The sequence below is a fragment of the Pseudomonas rossensis genome (assembly GCF_039888995.1).
Lineage (GTDB): Bacteria > Pseudomonadota > Gammaproteobacteria > Pseudomonadales > Pseudomonadaceae > Aquipseudomonas > Aquipseudomonas rossensis.
In genome coordinates, this window is the sequence record NZ_JBBWCB010000081.1 from 1 (window position 1) to 21359 (window position 21359).

Genomic DNA, 21359 nt, shown 5'->3' on the forward strand with positions numbered 1-21359 from the left:
TGGTGCTGATCAGCACCACGGTGTCGGCCTGGGACATTTTCAGGGCGCTGGCGACAATCAACGGCACGGCGATGGCGCCGATGTATGAGACGGCCATGTGTTGCAGGCCAAGGGTGAGCATTTGGCGGACCGGCAGAATCTGGTCGACCGGGTGGACGGTGGAAGGGGTTTTTGATGGGGATGTGGCTGACGACATGGGGAATCACCTCTTGCTGTTTTTATGCTGTAGAGAGGGGTATTCGTTCTGTGTGCCCGGAGCCGCCATCCACCGGCTCCGATGCCGTTTTTTCAGCCTGCCAGGCAGGCGGCAAAGCCTTGGTTCAACGCCGCGCGGTCCAGGTCGCGGCCGATGAACACAATCTTGCTGGAGCGTGGTTCCGTGCCCCATGAGGTGGAGGCACGGAACTCGACCAGGCTGTGAACGCCCTGCAGCACGTAACGCTGATCCTGATCCGCGACGGCCAGCACACCTTTCATGCGGTAGAGGTTGTCGGCCTGCTCATCGCGCAACTCGCTGATCCACTGGTGGAAGGCGAGCAGATTCACGGCGCCGTCCACGGCGATGCCGACTGACGACACGCTCGGATCGTGGTCATGATCCAGATCATGGTGGTGTTCGTCAGCGTGGTGATCGTGCTCAGAGCCGATTTCCATCAGCTTTTGCGTCGACTCGAACGCACCGATGCCGAGAATCTTCGACAGGTCGATCTCGGCGTAGCTGGAGGTCACCAGATCCGCCGTGGCGTTCAACCCGCGAATCTTGCCCCGCAGCGCTGCCACGTCGTCCTCGCTCACCAGATCGACCTTGTTGATGACGATGCGGTCGGCGCAGACAATTTGATCCACCGCCTGATTGTCCACGCCATCCAGTTGCAAATCCTCCAGATGCTGGGCGATGTGCTTGGCGTCGACCATGGTCACAATGGCGTCCAGTTCCACTTCATCGGCAATCGGGTCGTTGATGAAAAAGCTCTGGGCCACCGGATACGGATCGGCCAAGCCACTGGTTTCGATCAAGATGTGATCCAGCCGCACCGGGCGCGCCACCAGTTCGCGGACAATGCGCACCAGGTCCTCGCGAACCTCGGCGGTGCAGCACACGCAGCCGTTGACCATCTCGTAGATTTCTTCGGTCTCGGAGCTGAGCACCAAGTCGCCGTCGATGCCGACTTCGCCGAATTCATTTTCGATCACGGCAATCTTGCGGCCGTGGTTTTCCCTGAGGATGTAGTTCAGCAGGGTTGTTTTGCCGGCGCCGAGGAAACCGGTGAGGATGGTCACCGGGATTTTGCGGTTCGGGGTAGGGGCGTTGAATGGGTTGTTCATGCGAGCTCCTTGGTTGTAGCGAAATGGCCGGTGGTCGATGGGCCGGGTTCACCCCAGCGCAGCGCGGTCCCGGCGTCGAGGCCGAACAGGTCGAGAACACGGCCGAGGCTGTGATCGACCATTTGCGAAAGGTTTTGCGGGCGGGCGTAGAAGGCCGGCACCGGTGGGGTGATGATCCCGCCCATTTCGGTGACGGCGGTCATATTGCGCAGGTGGGCGAGGGTCAGCGGCGTTTCCCGGGCCATCAACACCAAGGTCCGGCGTTCTTTCAATGTGACGTCGGCAGCGCGGCCGATCAGCCCCGAGGAGGAGCCGGTGGCAATCTCCGCCAACGTGCGCATGGAGCACGGCGCGACCACCATGCCCAGGCAGCGAAACGAACCGCTGGCGATCCCGGCAGCCACGTCGTCGGCCCGGTGGTACTGGCTGGCCAGCGCGGTGACGTCCGCCAGTTTGTAGTCGGTTTCATGGGCCATGGTCAGCAGCGCGGCCCGGCTGATGATCAGGTGGCTCTCGATGCTCAGTTCAGCCAGCAACTCCAGCAAGCGCACGCCGTAAATGAAGCCGGACGCGCCGCTGATGCCGACCACCATCCGCTGGCGGTTCACGATTGATAGCTCTTGAGCAGATTGCGCGCGCGTTCGACGACGTCTTGATCCAGCTGCGCCTTGATCCCGTCGAAGGCTGAACCGCGTGTTGCGTCCAGGCCCATTCGCGAGGTGGTGCCGTTGACCGAGGACGACGGATCGAGCGGACTGCCGGGTAAACCGTCGATGACGAAAATATCCTGATGCGGCTGAAAGTGCGTGGCCAACGCCCACAGCACCTGGCTGTCGTCGCTGATGTCGATGTCGCTGTCCACCGCGATCACAGTTTTCAGGTACGGGTCCCAGCCGAGCAGGGCGAGCATGATCTGCCGCGCTTCGCCGTCGCGGCTTTGATCAAGCGCCACGTAGCAATGAAAGTGCGTGCCGGAGTTGGGGTAGTGCACGGCGGTGACGGCGGGGAAGCGTGCCTTGAGTTTCTCGCTCATTTCCGCTTCCCGTGGCAGGCGCGCCAGGGTCAGGTGTTCGGCGTACCGTCCGCCGACCACGTCCACCAGCCAAGCGTCCTTGCGCCGCATGAGGGTGTCGATGCGCAGCACGTTATTGGTTGAACGGTCTGAGGAATAGCCGCTGAACTCGCCGAACGGACCTTCCTCGGCATAGGCCGCCGGATCGATGGCGCCTTCCAGTACAAACTCGGCATAGGCCGGTACGCCGATGCCATAAAGCGGGGTCTTGACCAGTTCCAATGGGGCACCAAACAGGCCACCTGCCACTGCGCGTTCATCGCTGCCGAACGGCAAACGTGCTGCTGCGGCAAGCATAAACAGCGGATGGGCACCAACCACCATGGCCACGCGCAATTCTTCACCGCGCTCGCGAGCGGTTTGCAGCATGCGCCACAAGTGACCGCGCGAATGCAGGCTGGTGGCGAGGGTCTGCCGGGCATGGCGCATCGAGCGGTGATAGCTCATGTTGGCAATTCCGGTAACCGGGTCTTCGGCGATGATGATCGCGTTGGTAATGTACGGGCCACGGTCACTGTCGAAGTGCTTGAGCATCGGCAACAGTGCCAGGTCCACGGCTTCGCCTTCGAAGATCTCGTCCAGTACCGGACCGGTTTCGACGTAGCGGGGCGCGATCGGATGATTGGCGCGGGTCTGAAAGGTTTCGTGCAACTGCTCCGGGGTGACACCGAAGATACGTGCGATGCGGGTTCGGGAGGCGAACAGGTTGGTCGCCACCGGCACACCGAGGTTGCCGACTTTTTCGCAGATCAGCAGCGGGTCGCGGCCCTGGGTGGCTAGGGCATCGACCAGGGCGGTGACGTCCTGATCGGCGGAAAGTTTTTCGTGAACGGTCAACACATCGTCCGGGTACTGCCGGCGATAGGCGTCGATAAAATCGTGAAAATCCTGGGTATCGCCGAGCGTAGAGAGGGTCATGGTTTCACCTCGTAAAAAGCAGGCGCGCAGGGCTGAGGGCGACGTTTGATCGACAAGCCGTTGGCCTGCCGGTCGATCGAACGCCGGGCTCATCTGTACGCCTGTAAAGTCGCTTTGCTCTGGTTTTAAAACGCTTAGAGGTAGGTCGTGGTCAGACGAATGTCCGCCTCGATCAGATCCTTGGGTGGCGGTGTCGGTTCGATGCCGCACAACCGAGCAATGTTGTTGCCCAGGTAATCCTCAAGATGATCTTCATCGATCCCCAAGCCCTGCGGTGCCGGCGAACACAGCACTTCCAGTTCCCGCAACCACATGCCCGGTTCGTTCGGCGGTGAGTCCGTGCCGAAGACGATCTTGTTGCGCGGCAGCTCCTTGGCGAACTCGACGATCCGCGACTGGAAGCACCAGCCGGATTCGCAGTACACGTTCGGCGTGTCCATGGCCATCCAGAACGCTTCGAACGAGTAGTTGCCGCCGGTCTGGATGCCGAAGTGACCGATGATGAAGTTGACCATCGGGAATTCGCGGATGATCGGGTAGAACATCGTCGGGATGGTGTACGGACCGTCACCCGTGTGGATCAGCACCACGATGTTGTACTTGGCGCAGACTTTCATCGCCGGCCGCAGCCAGTCCAGTGCCCGGTCGGGACGATAGCCGTGCATGTTGGCGTGCAGCTTGAGCATCTTGAAACCGTATTCCTTGATATGAAACTCCAGCTCTGCCGCACCGTTTTCCGGTCCCCAGCGCGGGTTGAAGTTGAAGTTGCCAATGAACCGATCCGGGTACTTCATGCACAGCTCGGCGATGTACGACATGTAGTCGCGCACGCCTTCGCGGCCCCGCCGGTTGCCGTCGCGATAACCGGTGTTGCCCGGTGGCGGCTGGATGAAGCCCATGTCGATGCGGCGCGGTTTGCCGTTGATCATGTACGGGCCGTCCATCAGCTTGAGCATGCGCTCGCCGGTAAACGGTTCGCCGGTGTGGCGCCAGGCCTCATCGACCAGGTTGGTGGGGTGCAGATGGGTATCGATAATCATCGGTTCAACTCCTGGCCAGTTGGGTAGTGACAGGGCGCTTCAACTGCGCCTCGGCTTCGGACACGGAACGTGGCGGCGGGGTCGGTTCGAGGCCGATCATCCGTGCGGTGTTGTTGCCCAGGTATTCTTCGAGGGTGTCCTCATCGAGATTCAGACCTTGCGGCGGCTCATGGCAGAGCACTTCCAGCAGGCGCAGCCACATGCCCGGCTCGTTCGGAGGGGTGTCGGTGCCGAAAAGGATTTTGTGGGTCGGCAGGACCTTGGCGAACTCGACGATCCGCGATTGCAGGCACCAGCCCGATTCGCAGTAGACGTTGGGCAGTTCCATCGCCCATTGCATCGGTTCGAACACGTAGACGCCGCCGGTCTGCACCCCGAAGTGCGCCATGATGAAATCGACGTTGGGGAACTCCTTGATCATCGGCACCCATTCCGACGGGATGCTGTACGGCCCGTCGCCGGTGTGCAGTTTGACCGGGATGCCCAGCTCGGCGCATTTCTCGAAGGCCGGACGGACCCAGTCCAGCGCACGGTCCGGGCGATAGGCGTGCATGTTGGCCTGCATCTGGACCATCTTGAAACCGTGTTCCTTGACGTAACGCTCAATCGCCTCGACACCGTTTTCCACGCCGCAGCGCGGGTTGTAGACGAAGCAGCCAATGAAGCGATCCGGGTAGGTCTGGACCATCTTCAGCGTGTAAGCCATGTAGGCATCGATGGATTCGCGTCCGCTGAGGTCGCCGTCGGTCCAGGTGTAAATGGTGTTGCCTTGTGGCGGCTGGATGAAGGCTTTGTCGATACGGCGAGGTTTGCCGTTGACCATGTACGGGCCATCCATCATCTCCAGCAGACGCTCGCCGGTGAACGGGTCACCGTCATGCCTCCAGGCGAGGTCCACCAGGTCGGTGGGATAGCAACTGATATCGATGATCATTGAAGTCGATCTCCTGATAGCGGGGAAGGGAACCTTGCGGTTCGCAGCAGCCACGTCCCGGGCAATCGGCCATTTCTATGCGCACTGCTGCGCATTCCCTCGCCTGGTCGCATCCGGCTCGGGACGCTGGCTGCTTGGGGAGGAGTATTGGAAGGGGGGATCGGGTTCGTACAATATTAATTGGGCGAGGGGTTGATACGCGTTCGATATGGGGCAGGATTTGTGGTGGGTGCGCGGGCCTCTTCGCGAGGAAGCCCGCAGGGGAATGCGCTCCAAATGTGGGAGCGAGCCTGCTCGCGAAGACGTCAGATCAGTGTTTGCTGAGCCAACTGCTTGATCACCTCAACCACCGGCGCCACCCGCTCAGCCTGTCCCGGCGGCCACACCGCATAGAGGTTGTAATGCGCCGCAATCTTCGCGTCGTTCAGTTTCACCAAGCGCCCCGAGCGCAATGCATCCGCTGCCAGCAACCCGCGCACCAGTCCCGCGCCAACCCCTGCTTCGGCGGCCGCAATCAGGTTGGCGGCATTATCAAAAACCACTCGCGCCGCTGGTTCAGTCGGCGCCATTGCGGCGGCATCCAGCCAGGGGATCCACGACCTGCGCGTGTACCCCAGCAAAGGCAATTCCAGCACCTGCGCCGGAGTAATGGGTACCTGTAAACCATATCGCGCCAGCAACGCAGGTGATGCGACGGCCCGGACGCTGTCGCCACAAATCTGCGTCATCTCGCAGTCTTCCCAATCGCCATACCCGTATCGCAACGCCAGGTCCACCCGCTCGAACGAACTTCGATCCGACCGCGGCATCGACAGCAACACCACTTCATGGTCAGGCAATAAATCGAGCAGTTCCGGTAACCGTGGATTGAGCCAGCTATGCGCCAATTCACTGTCGACATCGATGGTCAACCGTTGCGCGATGCTGCGGTTTTTCACCGAGGACAGCGCCCTGTCGATCTGCGCGAGGCCGTCGGACAGCACACTGGCAAACAACTGCCCGGCATCGGTCAGGTTGCTGCCGCCGCCTTCGCGTACGAACAGCGGCTGGCCAATGAAGTCTTCCAGGCTGCGGATCTGCTGGCTGATAGCACTGTGGGTCAGGTCGAGCTTGCGCGCGGCGCTGGAGAAGCTTCCGCTGCGAGCAGCCTGGATAAAGGCACTCATGGACTGCACCGACGGGTATCGCTTGTACATGCTGTTAGTCCTACTTACACAGGATGGCAGAAATCGTCGCTGGCCCGTTTTTGCGCAGGCTCCCAATAATCGGCGACCAGGCCTGCACAAAGACGGGCCGCTCTCTTGGAGCCTGACAATGATCGAATTCACGGTAAACGGCGAACGACACGAGCTGGTAGAGACATCGCCCGCCATGCCCTTGTTATGGGTGTTGCGTGATCACTTGAAACTCACCGGCACCAAGTTCGGTTGCGGCATGGGCCTGTGCGGTGCCTGTACCGTGCACCTGGACGGTGTCGCAGTACGTTCCTGCCAACTGCCGGTCGCCGCCGTGGCGGGGCACAGCATCACCACCATCGAGGGCTTGTCGCCCACCGAACAGCATCCGCTGCAACTGGCCTGGGTTGCCGAAGATGTCCCGCAATGTGGTTACTGTCAATCCGGGCAGATCATGTCCGCGGCCGCGTTGCTCAATACCGGTGCGACAGTCACCGATGACTCGATCCGCAACGCCATGTCCGGCAACGTGTGCCGCTGCGGCACTTACGGGCGAATCAATAAAGCCATCAAGCGCGCAGCTGCTGCGTCGAAGGAGGCGTGATGACGTTTATCGACGACACACAGATCGAACTGCCGCGCCGCATTTTTCTCAAGCAAGCCGCCACCGTTGCGTCCGGTCTGGCCATTGCGTTTTATCTGCCCACGGGCTTAGCGGCGACGGATCCAAAAGTGCCTGCGCCTGCAGGTGAATTCGAGCCCAACGCCTGGGTTCGGGTATTGCCCGACGGCACGGTGAAACTGGTGGTGCACAAACACGATTCCGGCACAGGCACCCACACCGCATTGGCCGCTTGCGTGGCCGAGGAACTGGACGTCAACCCGATGACCGTGCAGGTGATATCGCCGGAAAATCCGTTCTTTGAAACCTACATTCACCCGATATGGAAAGTCTTCTCGACGGGTGGTAGCACCAGTGTTTCGCTGGAATACGATCGCCTGCGGATGGCCGGTGCCACGGCGCGCGCACTGCTGATCACTGCGGCGGCCAAGCAATGGAAAGTCAGTCCCGACAGTTGCACAACCGAAGAGGGCAGGGTGGTGCATTCCGCCAGCAAACGCAGCCTGGGTTACGGTGAGCTGGTGAGTGTTGCCGCGAAATTGCCAGCACCGGTCAAGGTCACTCTGAAGGACCCCGCGCAGTTCAAGTACATTGGCAAACTGCGGCACAAGCGCGATGCGGCGGCCAAGGTGTGCGGGCGCTTCAAGTACAGCATCGACGTGGAATTGCCAGAGATGCTGGTGGCGGTGATTCAGCGCACGCCGGTGATCGGCGCCGAGGTTGTCTCGGTGGATTCCAGTATGGCGTTGCAAGTACCGGGCGTGCGTAAGGTGATCGCGATTCCCGGCCGGCCTGATGTGCTGGGCGGCAATCAGGAAGGCGTCGCAGTGCTCGCGGACAACTACTGGGCAGCCCAACAGGGTCGTGCGTTGCTCAAGGTGCAATGGAGCGATTCACCCCTGGCCGGTTTCGACAGCGATCAACTGGCGACGGCGCAAGCGGCGGCCATCCACGACAAAAATGCACAACGGGTGTCCGCCATGGTTGCAGGTGACGTGAGCGCTCAGTGGCCGAAAGCCGCGAAGCTGCTCGAAGCCGATTACCTCATGCCGTACAAGGTGCAGAACCCGCTGGAGCCGATCTGCATCACCGCCGAGGTGAAGAATAACGCCATCACCTACTGGGGCGGCGTTCAGGTGCCATCTTCGGCGCTGGAGGCTGCGCAAAAGGTGTGCAAGATCGCCAAGGACAAGGTCATCATCAACGAGTTGGTGTCCGGTGGCAGCTTCGGGGCGCGGGAGGCCAAGTGCTGGTTGTTCGAAGTGGCATACCTGGCGCAGCAGGCCAAGGTGCCAGTCAAGTTGATGAACAGCCGCGAAGACGAAATGCGTTCGCTGTTCATGCACCCGGCGACTCTGCATCGAGTCAAAGGTGCGCTGGATGCTCAGGGCAAACTCACGGCGTTGAAACTTGACGCTGTCTCACCGGCTTCGCCGGAACAGTGGGAACCTGGCTATTTCGAACGCCCCGACCACATGGACTACAGCACGACCGAGGCTATCACCGCGTGGGACTTTGCTTATCGTCCTGCGAATCTGGACCTGGTCTGGGTCAGGCACGAAAGCAACGTGCCCAGCGGTTGGTATCGCTCCGTGAGTTTCATTCCCAATGTGTTTGCCGTCGAAAGTTTCATGGACGAATTGGCACACAGCTCGGGACAGGATCCGTTGGCCTTTCGCCTGGCCAACATGCAAGGCCGGCCCCGGCACGTCGCGGTGCTGAAGAACGCCGCCGAACGTGCCGGTTGGGGCCAGCCATTGCCGGAAGGGACAGCCTTGGGGGTCGCCACCAATCAGGGTTACACCAGCTTCATCGCGGTGGTCGCCAGACTTTCGAAAAAAGACGGTGTGATCAAGGTCGATAAGCTCACCTGCGTGGTCGATTGCGGCCTGGCGGTGTCGCCGGGCGGTGTCGAAGAGCAGATCTATGGCGGCTTGATGTGGGGCCTCGGCCACGCGCTGTTCGACCGCATGGACATCAAACAGGGCAGGGTGGTGCAGAGCAACTTCCATGATTACCGGGTGCCCCGGATGTCGGACATGCCGGCGATAGATATTCTGGTACTGGACGGCGAGCCGAGCAAACCTGGAGGTGTCGGTGAACTGGGCAGCACGTCGGTGGTCCCGGCCATCGCCAATGCGCTGTTCAGCTTGACCGGAGTGCGCCAGCGCTCGACGCCACTGACCCTGGGATAGCCGTCATGGACCTGCGATTGCTGCGGTATTTCATGGCCCTTGCTGAAGAGCTGCACTTTGGCCGGGCTGCCACGCGTTTGCATATCTGTCAGCCGCCGCTGAGCCAGCAGATTCGTCTGCTGGAAGAGGAACTGGGCACGCCGCTGTTCGAGCGCAGCCATCACCGGGTCGAACTGACGGCGGCCGGGCAGATGCTCAAGGAACAAGCGCCGCTGGTGTTCGAACAACTGAACCGCGCGCTAGACCTGACTCGTCAGACCGGTCGTGGCCAGTTGGGCGAGTTGGAAATCGGCATGATCAGTTCGGTGATGGTGGGCGTGCTGCCGCGGGCCTTACACCTCTTCCGCGAGCGCTATCCTCAGGTGTCCTGGCGCCTGCATGAAATGACGCCGGCGGCACAGGTCATGGCGTTGAAGGAGAAACGCATCGATGCCTGTGTGTTCCGGGTCGGCTATGACGATCCGCAGTTGCGCAATGAACTGCTGATCTACGAGCCGATTCGCGTGGTGATGCCCGTTGATCATCCGTTGGCCCGACGCGAAAGCCTGGCGCCTTCGGACCTGGCGCAGGAACCATTCGTAGCGTTGGAACTCAAGCAGTCGCGGTTTGCCGATTTTCTCTACCAGTGCTGCATCAAGTCCGGATTTACTCCGCAGATTCGTCAGGAGGTGATCGAGGTGCAAACCCTGCTGAGCCTGGTGCGGGCCGGTTTCGGTGTGGCGCTGTTGCCAGCGTCCATTGAGCAGATGGCGCCAGCCGGGCTGGTGTTCCGTCGCCTGACACCGGCATTGCCGGAAGTGCCGTTGTACGTCACTTACCGCGCGGACGATGACTCGCCGGTGCTCAAGCTGTTTCTTGATACATTGCGCGAGTTAGTCCTCGGTGAAGGGGGGGGCGAGCTTAAAAGATCGCACCTGGAGCTGCCGAAGGCTGCGATCTTTTGATCTTGCCCCAGACCATTATGAACCGTCACAAGACCTCTGCTGCATGCGTGCCTTCACCTTGCCCTGAGTGAAGTTGCGGTCGCGATTATTGACGGCTTTGAATTTGCTGCCGTCGATGGCGATGATCGACTGAGAGAAGAGAATGAGGTTGCGGCAAAGAACTACGAACTGGCGGCATACGCGGCGAATGGCTTTGCCGTTGTCTTTGCGAAAGTCGGCAATGGTTTTGAAGTCCGGAGCTAAACGCCCCGTAGCCACATCAACTCGACGTTGCGCTCGGCCTCACGTTCAAGCCGGCGGCTGGACTGAATCCGATTGAGGTAGCCGTAGATATAGATCTTCAGCAACACCGCTGGGTGGTAGGCCGGACGACCCGTTGCGGCAGGATCGACGCCCTCAAAACCAAGAGCGCCCAGGTCGAGTTCATCGACAAAAACATCGACCACGCGGACTGGGTTTTCTTCGGCTACGTAATCGTCTCGTCCAGACACTCCGGCAGCAAGGTGACTTGCGTCCGAGCCTCACCTTCAATAAATCGCTTCATGACCACCCCCGCTAAGATCTCGGCGATCAGAAGATTAGACAATTGCAGGTGTTTTCACACAGCCTGGACCCAGAGCGGAAGATCGGTTTGACTGCATGAGTGGCGTATGGCAGTGCAAACAGCCTTCAAAGTCGCGCCCCCTCCCATGATCGGTGCATGATTCGATGCCGAGGCGCCGACTGTGGCACCAAGGCGGTCTTATTCTAAGTATCGCCGTACTCATCCCGCATCGCGGTCCTGAACCATGCCTTACCGGTGTGGGCTGGTTGGCCTGTCATTTGCCAGAACCATCGCACAAGCGCGCACACCCGACTGCGCAACCGAAGCCGTTCGACATCAGGCATCCGGCGCTTGAGGCGGTGGGCGTAATAAATTGATCGATTGATCTCAAACACTTTGCACAGCCAATCAATCGGCTCATGGACGCTCAGCTGATTGATCAGCGCGTACGCTCGTGATCTTCCGACATCAAGAGCGCGGTAGCCTTTTTTTAATATGGATTTTTCCCGTTCAAGGCGGGCGATCCGACTTTCCAGCTCCTGGATTTTCTGCTGTTCCTGTGTCAGCGCTTTGCTTCGCGGGGTGACGCCTTGGCGTTCCTGCTGAATCTGGTCGACCCAACGACGTAGTGCCGACTCGCCGACACCGAGTGAACGGCTGGCTTCGATGTAGCTATAGTTTTGCTTGAGCGCGAGGTTGGCAGCCTCGCGTTTGGATTCAGCAGAAAAGAAACGGCGTTGTTTGGTCATCTGACACCTCGATTTGGCGAGCATTTTCGCCTAAATGGGTGTCCGGTTTCATTAGACCACTACACACAGGAGTGTGGATGCGTTATGGCGTTTTCACGTTGTCTGCTCATGACGACAGCTTCGACCTCATCCACCACTTACTTTCCAGTGTTTGACATCATCCGCAAATACCATCTGCTTCATCTCATGTGCAATACCGTAGGCCAGGGATTCGTGTGCAGCGATGACCTTCTCTTCCGCTGAAAGGCAATGGAAAATATCGAGTTTGGTCGTTGCGTCAGCGGTTTCGAGTGTGAAAATTTGCACGTAGCGCGCGAGGTCGTTGTCGAGGCTCAACAGGTACTCGCGCAAGCGTTGATGGTCGACCGATTTTTGACTGAAGTACCAGTTCATCGGGTGAATCAGGAAGCGCGCGTGAGGCGACGTGATGCGACGACTTGCCGCCAAAAACATGATGATGCCCATCGATTCGATGTTGCCGGCATTAATCGCGCAAAGCGGCACCGGCAATGACTTCAGGAAGGTATAGAGCGTGAAGCCGAAATTGGTGCTGCCACCGCAGGTGGACAGATTTAGTAACAGCGACGTAGCACCTTGGTCGATGGCTTCGAGGCAAACATCCCTGAAACGCTCAGTCGTTCCCTGATCGATCTGGCAGTGAAAATGGACGATGTGTTCGGTCATCGACTTACCTCCCCTGCACGACGCTCGGAGGACTTAAGAGGATTTATATCCTAGTAAAAATTTGGACTCTTTTGAAAATAATCCAAGCGTAGGGTGATCGGCGGTACTTCCGCCGCCAGTCGATTAGGCCAAATTTGCGGGGAACTATCGTCCTTATTCCGCTCGTCCTGAGATGGCATTTCAGTTCAAGCTTTCGATTTTTCATGACCTATAATTAGAGACGAGCACATGAGCTCGCCCCTGTGAAAGGAAGAGGTGAACAGAAATGGCTAACACCGGAAATAAAACCCCCGGAAACTTTGCCAATGACCGGGATAAGGCCTCTGAAGCTGGCAAGAAAGGCGGAGAGGCATCAGGCGGCAATTTTGCTAACGATCCACAACGAGCTTCTGAGGCGGGCCAAAAAGGTGGTCAGGCTTCAGGCGGACAACAGTCAAAAGATGCTGATCGTATGTCTGGCGGCGGGCAGGGAGCCGGGCGCGGTGGCAACTTTGCCGAAGACAAAGGAAAAGCCTCTGAGGCGGGCCAGAAAGGCGGTCAGGCTTCAGGCGGACGGCAGTCTAGCGATGCAAATCAGGCGACCAGCGGTGGCCAGGGAAGTGGTCGCGGCGGTAACCTTGCAGAAGACAGGGAAAAAGCTTCTGAGGCGGGCCGGAAAGGAGGTGAACACAGCCCCGGTGGCGGACGTAAATCCTGATGCCTTGTGATACATCAAGCCCCGTATTTTTCTCGGGGCTTGATCTTTTTCGCTGGGTGTACGCCGGAGACGAGTTGCCAGGTTAATGGGAATGATCGGCGTCAAAAAGAATCAACTGACAAACATCTCCGCGGAACAGTCATAGTTCTATCCCCCCAATGCCATTGACCAAATCAAATTCGCGATCATCGAGCGAAATGCAAGATCTCGGCGAGAACTCGAGAGCCTTCTCTTCAGCGTACAAAATCTAAGACGGAGCGACGTCCATGTACCTCGTCGAAATGTGCCCAGCAGCTGAGGCTATACAAGACCGACAAACGACAGAATAACTAGGACGATCACAACTGCCCCGACGATGTAGATAATATTATTCATGAAAACGATCTCTCTATCTCAATAGGGTTGGGACACCAAGGTGTCTAATACAAATGACACCTTCACTCGCAATTCCGTTCCGCAAACCGATCTGAAAGTCGGCGCAATCGCAGCAAAATTTCGCATTTGAGATTTTCAAACACTCTCTTGTCGCCACTTCATGCAGGTGCTGTTTTTGATGTACCGTTAGGAGACTAATTACATAGAGATTGCCCATGTCTAAGCTTTTGCTGTACCAAACACAGAAATGGGAGAACCACGGGAATACCGTGAATCAAGAAGTGCTCCTGCACGCTGTCCGTGATTTCGCAGCCCCTTTTGCAGTTCGCTTGAAAGCATTCTGGGGACTGCCTATGGCACTATGTGAATTGATAGGTGCTATCTACTCCTTGCCTCCCATGCAGGCGCCGCGAACAAGTGGCCATGCGCCTTGCTGCAGCCATGACCAATGGCGAACCCGAAGTAGACCTTGAAAGACTTCAACGGTTAGCGGGCCTGGCCTGAACATATTCGGGACTTGCAGGTCGGGCATCCCACCGAAGAAAAGCTGGTCTAGGATTGCTTGTTATTAATGCAAGGGATTTGCAAGGAGCAATGGAATGCGCGACAAGACGTTTGGCCTCAAACCAGTCCTCCTGATAGTCGATGATCAGGTCACTGACCTAAGAGTTCTGAGCATTGCAGTGCGAGATTTAGCCGAGGTCTATGTCGCCAGAAGTGGTCAGGAGGCGCTTGAGATTGCTCGTCAATGCAGGCCCGATGTGGTTTTGCTCGACATAGAAATGCCAGGAATGAGCGGCTTCGAGGTCTGCCGGGCGCTGAAATCCGATCCGGAACTTTTGGACGCTGCGGTCATTTTTGTAAGCTCTCATACGCAGACAGACGATGAACTTCGCGCTCTCGAGTGCGGCGGAGTGGACTTCATTCAAAAGCCGCTGAATATTCCAGTTGCCAGAGCCCATATCAAGGCTCATATCGCCTTGCGAAATGAGGCCAAGAGGCTCGCCAATCACGATGCATTAACTGGACTACCCAACCGAATACTGTTGCAGGATCGTACCGAGCAGGCTTTACAAAAGGCCCGTCGCAACCATAGCCGTGTGGCGATGCTACTGCTTGATCTGGACAACTTCAAAGTGATCAACGATTCGATGGGCCACTCTGTCGGCGATTTGGTGTTGCAAGAGGTTGCATTGCGATTATCGCGATCTTTGCGCGTAGTGGATACCCTCAGCAGGCAAGGAGGAGACGAGTTCATCCTCCTCCTGCCAGAGGTGATAGGTTTCGACGCAGTGGGCGACTTCGCTGAAAGGGTAATCGCAACAATCTCCAGTCCATTTTCAATCCAGGCAAACCGATACGACCTTTCCGCAAGCATCGGTATTAGTGTGTTCCCTGAGGATAGCGACGATCTGGAGTCACTTTACCGGCATGCCGACTCGGCCATGTACCAGGCGAAACTTTCAGGTCGCAATCGCTATTGTTTTTTTTCTCTGCATATCGAGAGCAGCATGCGTGCCAGGCATCTGCTTGAGCGCCATATGCGCACTGCTTTGGAAGATGGCGTTTTTGAGGTCTTTTACCAGGCGAAGGTCGATGCCCGGCAGAACCAGGTTATTGGGCTGGAGGCGCTCATCCGGTGGCGCAATCATGACGGTGTTTTGGTTTCGCCTGTCGATTTCATTCCACTGGCGGAAGAAACAGGGCTGATCATTCCGATTGGCAAATACGTTCTGCTCCAGGCCTGTAACGACGCGAGAGTGCTTCGTGAACTGGGTCATGACATTTCCATTAGCGTTAATATCTCCGTCGTGCAATTTCGCGAGGAGTCCTTCCTGGACATGGTGAAAGGCGTCTTGGCCGAATCTGGACTAGAAGCAGAATCCCTGGAGTTGGAGATTACCGAAGGAGTGCTGGCAAGAGATATTGATAACGCCCGCGAAACCCTCTTTCATCTCAAGGCGTTAGGGGTCCGCATTTCGATCGACGATTTTGGCACAGGTTATTCGAGCTTGGCTTATCTCAAGCGGTTTCCAATTGATGTTCTGAAAATAGATCAGAGCTTTGTACGAGATATGCTCACCGATAAAAGCGATTCGGCGATCATTGAGGCGATCATAAAGTTAGGCCAGGCGCTAGGTCTTGAGTTGGTGGCCGAAGGCGTAGAAACTCAGGAACAGGCCAATGCGCTTCTGAGGCAAGGCTGCCAGATCATGCAAGGTTATCTTTATTGCCGTCCTATACCCTTCGCTCAAATATGCTCATTTTTATCCTCGGGGCTGAAGGTTAATGTTATGCATGCGGATAAGTTGCAGACGGTCCCCCAACAGGGTTAGAACTTTTATAGTGAAGGCTTGAAGGCCTTCTGTAATGGGGCAATGCGGGTGAGAAAACAAAGGTTTTTTGCATTGAACTGGGGAGCAGCGATCACTCTGGTGGTGGGGGTAGGGGTAAGCATTCTAGGCGCCTGGATCCTTGAACGCATCAACGAGCAGCAGGCACAAGAAAGGGTCGCAGCGGCTACCGAGGAAGCCGCAGAGTTGGTTTTAACTCGCCTCAATCTTTACCAATACGGATTGCGAGGCGCTCGTGGAGCTGTGCTGACAGCGGGTGAGCATGGCATCAGTCGCGAAGTTTTTGACCAATATCACCAAACGCGCGACCTTGCTGCCGAGTTCCCCGGCGCAAGTGCCTTGGGCTTTATCAGGCGTGTACCGGAGCGCGATGAACGCGAGTTTCTCAAATACGCTCGGGCCGATGGCAAAGCTGATTTCTCCATTCGTCAATTCTCACCCCATTCAGGCGAGCGTTACGTTGTCCAGTATGTCGAACCGGTTGAGGGTAACCAGCCTGTAATTGGCTTGGACATAGCTTCGGAAACATCGCGGCAGGAGGCTGCCCTATCTTCGATGCAGAGCGGTGTGGCACGGATAACCGGGCCCATCACTTTGATACAGGACACAGCGAAACCGCAGCAGTCTTTCCTGGTTTTGATGCCCATCTTTCGCGGCGGAGAGACTCCGGCGACCGCTGTTGAACGCGAGGCCGCAGCGTTTGGCTGGAGCTATGTCGTGTTGCAGACAGAGCAGGTACTCAGAGGCCTGCGCATAGAAAATGAGACGGTGCATCTGCGATTAAGGGATATCACTGTCCCTGGGCAAGAGAAGCTGTTTTATGAAAGCACCGACGACTCGGCCAGCCATGAAACGCTAATGACCCACCAGGTGGAGCGCGAGGTATACGGGAGGCGATGGCAAGTTGAACTCGGCGCGCATCCATTGTTCATCCAGCGCCTGCATCAGGTTTCACCAACGGTGGTTCTGTTGATGGGTGGTTTGCTCACTCTACTTCTGGCTACTCTGGCGGGTGTTGTGAGTGTCAGCCGTCAACGCCGGCGGCAGATATTCGCCGAGCAGGCAAGGCTGGCCGCCATCGTTGAAAGTTCGGCCGATGGCATTATCGGAAAAACACTCGATGGCATCGTGACCAACTGGAACAAGGGAGCCGAGCACCTTTTTGGCTATACCGCCGAGGAGGCTGTGGGCCAGACGCTGGTCAGTCTGGTTGTTCCTGAGGATTTTGTAGCTGAAGAAGCCCATATCCTTGCGCGCATAAGGGCGGGGGAGCGTATCACCGGCTTTGATACCCAACGTCGCTGTAAAGATAGTCGGCTGATCGATGTCTCCGCCAGCATCTCACCCATTTATGGCGAGGGTGGTCGCGTCGTTGGAGCCTCCAAGACGTTAAGGGATATCTCGGCGAAAAAAGCAGCAGAGGCCCGAATTCTCGAACTCAATTCCAACCTGGAGGAGCAGGTTGCGCAGCGAACGTCCGAGTTGCGGCATCTCAATCTGTTGTTGGGTACTGTGCTGCGCTCGGCCACTGAGGTCTCGATCATTGCGACAGATCTCGATGGTGTTATCCGTGTATTTAACAAAGGCGCCGAGCATTTGTTGGGTTATGACGCCGATGAGTTACTGGGAAAACACACACCAGCGCTGATCCATGTACCCGAAGAAGTTGCTGCTCGTGGCGTAGAACTGAGCGAGGAGTACGCTCAGGCGATCGACGGCTTCCATGTGTTTACCCATAAACCTGAGATTGAAGGCGCAGAAACACGTGAGTGGACTTACATACGTAAGGACGGCTCGCGGTTTCCTGTCACGCTGGTGGTCACCTCCATGCGCGATGACGATGGGAAATTGAGCGGCTACCTGGGCATCGCGGTAGACATCACCGAACGGAAAGCGGCAGAAAAGGAGCTGGCTGCGAGCCTGGAGACGACGCAGAAACAACGTAGTGAACTGATGGCGGTGCACGACCAGTTAGTGATGGCTGCTGAGGTAGCCGAACTGGGCATTTGGTCATGGACGTTGGCGGACAATAACTTGCAGTGGAATGACCGCATGTTCGAGTTCTACGGTCAGTCACTGACGTTGCGCAATACTGGTCTGAGTTATAAACACTGGTACGCGCGTATTCACCCCGAGGATGCTGTGGCGGCGGCTGCAAAGCTGAATGCCGCCGTCGAGGGGAATGGTGTGTACGACACAGTTTTCCGTGTCGTTCACCCGGACGGTCAGATCCGCTTCATACAGGCAGGCGCGCAGGTCGAACGCAGTCCCAGCGGTACGCCCCTGCGCGTGACGGGTATCAATCGGGATATCACCTCCCAGCGCGAGCTGGAATCACATCTACTGTACGCCAAGGAACAGGCCGATACCGCGAGTGCGGCAAAATCGTCGTTCCTGGCCAACATGAGCCACGAAATACGCACGCCGATGAACGCCGTGCTGGGCATGTTGCAGTTGGTGCAGAACACTGACCTGAATGGTCGTCAACTCGACTATGTGACCAAAGCGCAGACCGCTGCGAAATCACTGCTGGGTTTGCTCAATGACATCCTTGATTACTCCAAAATTGAGGCCGGCAAGCTACAGCTGGATGTGCACCCGTTCGAACTCGAACCGCTCATGCGTGATCTCGCCGTTGTGCTGGCAGGTAATCAGGGCCAGAAAGAGGTCGAGGTCATGTTCGATCTGGACTCCAATCTACCCAACGACCTGATAGGCGATAGCCTGCGGCTGCAACAGGTGCTGATCAACCTGGCGGGTAACGCCCTCAAGTTCACCATGGAAGGCCAGATCGTGGTCAGCGTCGAGCAACTGATGCGCACGGAAAACTCTTTGAAATTGCGCATCGCCGTTTCTGATACCGGTATCGGTATCAGCCCGGAGCAACTTCAGCACATTTTTGAAGGATTCACTCAGGCCGAGGCTTCAACCACCCGCCGCTTTGGCGGTACCGGGCTGGGCTTGGTGATCTGTAAGCGGTTGGTCAGCTTGATGGGCGGTGAACTTCAGGTGGAGAGCCAGCAGGGTGTGGGAAGTCGCTTCTGGTTCGATATCACGCTGGATGTAGCGCCGAATTCGCTGCTGAGATCTGACAGCTCTGGAGTCGATGCGTCCATACGGATACTGGTCGTCGACGACAACGCCATGGCGGGTGAATTGCTGTTGCGAACGGTTCATGCATTGGGGTGGAAGGCCGACCACGTGTGTGGCGGCACGCAAGCAGTGGAATGGGTGAAGAACGCCCAGGCGAGAGGCGAAGCCTACGACGTGGTACTGATGGACTGGCGGATGTCCGATATGGATGGGCTGAGCGCTGCGCAATTGATCCGTCAGCAGGGCAACGGCGTACCTCCTCCAATGGTCATTATGATTACCGCTTACGGCCGTGAAGTGCTGGCTGACGCATACGAGATGGGAGACGCTCCCTTCGTGGGGTTTCTGACCAAGCCTGTTACTCCCAAGCAGTTAGCCGACGCTGTTCAGCGAGCACTCAACGGCAAAGGCCTTGCGCAGTCACTCCCGTCCAAGTCAACAGTTGAAAGGCCGCAGCGTCTGGCCGGGCTGCGGCTATTGGTGGTGGAAGACAACATGCTTAATCGGCAGGTTGCCGATGAGTTACTGACAGGGGAAGGCGCTCAGGTGACGCTGGCTGAGGGTGGACTGGAAGGTGTGAGCAGGGTGATAGCTGAGATGGTGCCTTTCGACGCGGTGTTGATGGATATCCAGATGCCGGATATAGATGGCTTGGAGGCGACCCGTCGCATACGATCGGATCCACGTTTTGCAGCGCTGCCAATAGTTGCGATGACAGCAAATGCCTCCAATACCGACCGTGAGGCCTGTCTTGCTGCGGGGATGAATGAGCATGTCGGCAAGCCCATAGATCTGGAACAACTCGTCGCAACATTGCTTTTTCAAGCGGGCCGTGAGGATCGCCAGGCATCTCCAGCTCTGGGCCAAGCCAATGCAGGAGAAGGCGTCATCGAGCCTCGTGAATCGATCATTAGCCGCTTTGGTGGTGACCTCGATTTGATCCGCAACGTGCTGCGTAACTTTGGTCCCGAGCTAGAAAAACAGCTTGTCCGGTTGCACGATCAGATCCAGCGGCAAGACGCATCGGGGGCAGCTTTCGTGCTTCATACAATTAAAGGCAGCAGCGGGACCATGGGTGCCAAGGCGATGTCGCTGCTGGCCGGCGACCTGGAGCAAAAGCTGAAATCCGCAGATGCTGAGTCTGTAGCGAGCATCTTTGCTGACGCAACATGGTTTGACGAATTGAGCAGGTTACTGCAACAAAGCCTTGAGCAGATGAATGTCGACTTTGGTCAGAGCCCACGAGCAAAGATCAGTGCAGGCAAGGAAACAATGGAGCCGACGCAATGGAAAGAATCCCTTAAAGAGATTTTGCTATTGCTGGAGGCTGGTAACCTTCAAGCCATAGAGCTGGCAGACGCATTGGCGTCAAAAACGCCGCAATCCCTGCGCCCACAGTTCGATGAACTGGTTGTCATGGTGCAGTCGCTAGACTTTTCCGCTGCGATGCCGATTGGTCGTGAACTGTTGAGATCTGCCTGATGGAACAATCGATGCAAACCTGGTTACCACATCCCCATAACCGTCCAAAACTCCTCATTGTTGACGACCAACCGATTAATATCCGGGTACTCCATGAGTTGTTTCGTGAGGACTGTGATGTGTTCATGGCCACCAGCGGTGAGCAGGCGATCACCCTGTGTCGGAGCCAGCTACCCGATCTGATTCTGCTGGACGTGGTCATGGAGGGCATGGACGGGCATGAAGTATGCCGTCGACTCAAGGCTGACCCTGCGACCCAGGGCATCCCCATCATCTTCATTACCGCACAGCAGCAGGAGTCAGATGAGGTGCTAGGTCTGGAGCTAGGCGCGGTGGACTTCATCAGCAAACCGATCAATCCCACCATTGTTAGAGCACGTGTGCGAACACATCTGACCCTGAAGCTACAGAACGATCTGCTGCGCTCCATGGCGTTGATGGATGGCCTTACTGGAGTGGCCAATCGACGCAAATTCGATGAGGACATATTGGCGGATTGGCGCCAGTGCTTTCGAGAGCAAAAGCCGCTGTCGCTCATTTTAGTGGATGTTGACTTTTTCAAACGCTACAACGACCAATATGGGCACCAGGCTGGAGATGGCTGCTTGAAATCTGTTGCCCAAGCGTTATCTGAAACGGTTAGACGCCCCTACGATCTGGTCGCTCGGTATGGTGGCGAAGAGTTTGCCTGCGTTCTGCCCAATACAGATCTTTGCGGAGCGGTCCAAATTGCGGAAAAAATGCAAGAGCATATCCGGGCGCTGGGTATCGAGCATTCTGCTTCTGATGTCGATCATGTGGTGACTATTTCTCTAGGCGTCGCAACATTGACGCCCACTGATGACCTTGAATTCCAGGCGTTGATAGAAGCTGCGGACAAGCAACTCTACGAAGCGAAGAAAGCGGGCAGGGCCAGGGTATGCTCATCTGTAATGTCATCCGGGAACCGATGACGACTAGCAATGCGACGAAGCCTCTCAAGGTCATTTTGGGTTTCCTCACCAATTCAGTCGAGTTTAAATCGCTGTGTCCTGCTTCGGCTGTAGACATGGTGAAAGACCTTCGTCATTGCGCCAAATGAACTCAGGATGATAAGAGTTTTGAGCAATCTTGTCGCAGGACAAGGGGCGAAGAATGAGGCTAGAAAGAAGAAAT

13 protein-coding genes and 5 pseudogenes are annotated in these 21359 nt (G+C 57.2%); 8 read left to right on the top strand and 10 right to left on the bottom strand.

Annotated elements, in window-relative coordinates; translation table 11 throughout:
• The 7 genes and pseudogenes from WLY71_RS20065 to WLY71_RS20095 all read right to left on the bottom strand — a co-directional run.
• Nucleotides 1-196 (bottom strand): annotated as a pseudogene (locus tag WLY71_RS20065) (purine permease); the annotation flags it as partial.
• 92 nt (nucleotides 197-288) lie between these two features.
• On the bottom strand, nucleotides 289-1326 hold the full coding sequence (locus WLY71_RS20070; RefSeq protein WP_347804928.1) for a CobW family GTP-binding protein: 1038 nt from the start codon (nucleotides 1324-1326) through the stop codon (nucleotides 289-291).
• On the bottom strand, nucleotides 1323-1919 hold the full coding sequence (locus WLY71_RS20075) for a UbiX family flavin prenyltransferase (protein WP_347804944.1): 597 nt from the start codon (nucleotides 1917-1919) through the stop codon (nucleotides 1323-1325). Before WLY71_RS20075 ends, WLY71_RS20070 begins: the two co-directional genes overlap by 4 nt.
• A gap of 11 nt (nucleotides 1920-1930) precedes the next feature.
• The gene (locus WLY71_RS20080) at nucleotides 1931-3316 is read right to left on the bottom strand and encodes a UbiD family decarboxylase (protein WP_347804929.1); all 1386 of its coding nucleotides are present in this window, start codon (nucleotides 3314-3316) and stop codon (nucleotides 1931-1933) included.
• 134 nt (nucleotides 3317-3450) lie between these two features.
• On the bottom strand, nucleotides 3451-4356 hold the full coding sequence (locus WLY71_RS20085; RefSeq protein ID WP_134418495.1) for an amidohydrolase family protein: 906 nt from the start codon (nucleotides 4354-4356) through the stop codon (nucleotides 3451-3453).
• Between the two features lie 4 nt (nucleotides 4357-4360).
• Complete coding sequence (locus WLY71_RS20090; protein ID WP_150732737.1) at nucleotides 4361-5290, bottom strand: amidohydrolase family protein; 930 nt, start codon at nucleotides 5288-5290, stop codon at nucleotides 4361-4363.
• Nucleotides 5291-5595: 305 nt separating this feature from the next.
• Complete coding sequence (locus WLY71_RS20095) at nucleotides 5596-6486, bottom strand: LysR substrate-binding domain-containing protein (protein ID WP_347804930.1); 891 nt, start codon at nucleotides 6484-6486, stop codon at nucleotides 5596-5598.
• 118 nt (nucleotides 6487-6604) lie between these two features.
• Between WLY71_RS20095 and WLY71_RS20100 the strand changes: the two genes are divergently transcribed.
• From WLY71_RS20100 to WLY71_RS20110, 3 genes are read left to right on the top strand one after another with little or no spacing between them, the layout of a single operon-like run.
• Nucleotides 6605-7069: a (2Fe-2S)-binding protein gene (locus tag WLY71_RS20100; RefSeq protein ID WP_347804931.1), complete on the top strand. Its 465-nt coding sequence runs from the start codon at nucleotides 6605-6607 to the stop codon at nucleotides 7067-7069.
• On the top strand, nucleotides 7069-9282 hold the full coding sequence (locus WLY71_RS20105; protein WP_347804932.1) for a xanthine dehydrogenase family protein molybdopterin-binding subunit: 2214 nt from the start codon (nucleotides 7069-7071) through the stop codon (nucleotides 9280-9282). The genes WLY71_RS20100 and WLY71_RS20105 overlap by 1 nt, the downstream gene beginning before the upstream one ends.
• A 5-nt stretch (nucleotides 9283-9287) precedes the next feature.
• A complete protein-coding gene (locus WLY71_RS20110; protein WP_347804933.1) occupies nucleotides 9288-10226 on the top strand; it encodes a LysR substrate-binding domain-containing protein in 939 nt (312 codons plus the stop codon).
• A 36-nt stretch (nucleotides 10227-10262) separates the two neighbouring features.
• On the opposite strand, the pseudogene WLY71_RS20115 reads toward WLY71_RS20110, so the two are convergent.
• The 3 genes and pseudogenes from WLY71_RS20115 to WLY71_RS20125 all read right to left on the bottom strand — a co-directional run.
• Nucleotides 10263-10770: pseudogene (locus WLY71_RS20115) on the bottom strand (transposase); the annotation flags it as partial.
• 305 nt (nucleotides 10771-11075) lie between these two features.
• Nucleotides 11076-11519, bottom strand: a pseudogene (locus WLY71_RS20120) (transposase); the annotation flags it as partial.
• Nucleotides 11520-11645: 126 nt separating this feature from the next.
• Nucleotides 11646-12203, bottom strand: a complete 558-nt coding sequence (locus tag WLY71_RS20125; protein WP_347804934.1) for an ATP-dependent Clp protease proteolytic subunit — start codon at nucleotides 12201-12203, stop codon at nucleotides 11646-11648.
• 265 nt (nucleotides 12204-12468) lie between these two features.
• Here WLY71_RS20125 and WLY71_RS20130 point away from each other — a divergent pair.
• The 5 genes and pseudogenes from WLY71_RS20130 to WLY71_RS20150 form a co-directional block, all read left to right on the top strand.
• Nucleotides 12469-12630 (top strand): annotated as a pseudogene (locus WLY71_RS20130) (con-10 family general stress protein); the annotation flags it as partial.
• A 63-nt stretch (nucleotides 12631-12693) separates the two neighbouring features.
• A pseudogene (locus WLY71_RS20135) lies at nucleotides 12694-12900 on the top strand (con-10 family general stress protein); the annotation flags it as partial.
• A gap of 974 nt (nucleotides 12901-13874) precedes the next feature.
• Complete coding sequence (locus WLY71_RS20140; protein ID WP_347804935.1) at nucleotides 13875-15611, top strand: putative bifunctional diguanylate cyclase/phosphodiesterase; 1737 nt, start codon at nucleotides 13875-13877, stop codon at nucleotides 15609-15611.
• Nucleotides 15612-15653: 42 nt separating this feature from the next.
• A complete protein-coding gene (locus WLY71_RS20145) occupies nucleotides 15654-20204 on the top strand; it encodes a PAS domain-containing hybrid sensor histidine kinase/response regulator (RefSeq protein WP_347804945.1) in 4551 nt (1516 codons plus the stop codon).
• Complete coding sequence (locus tag WLY71_RS20150) at nucleotides 20204-21157, top strand: diguanylate cyclase (protein ID WP_347804936.1); 954 nt, start codon at nucleotides 20204-20206, stop codon at nucleotides 21155-21157. The genes WLY71_RS20145 and WLY71_RS20150 overlap by 1 nt, the downstream gene beginning before the upstream one ends.
• Nucleotides 21158-21359 lie beyond the last annotated feature (202 nt).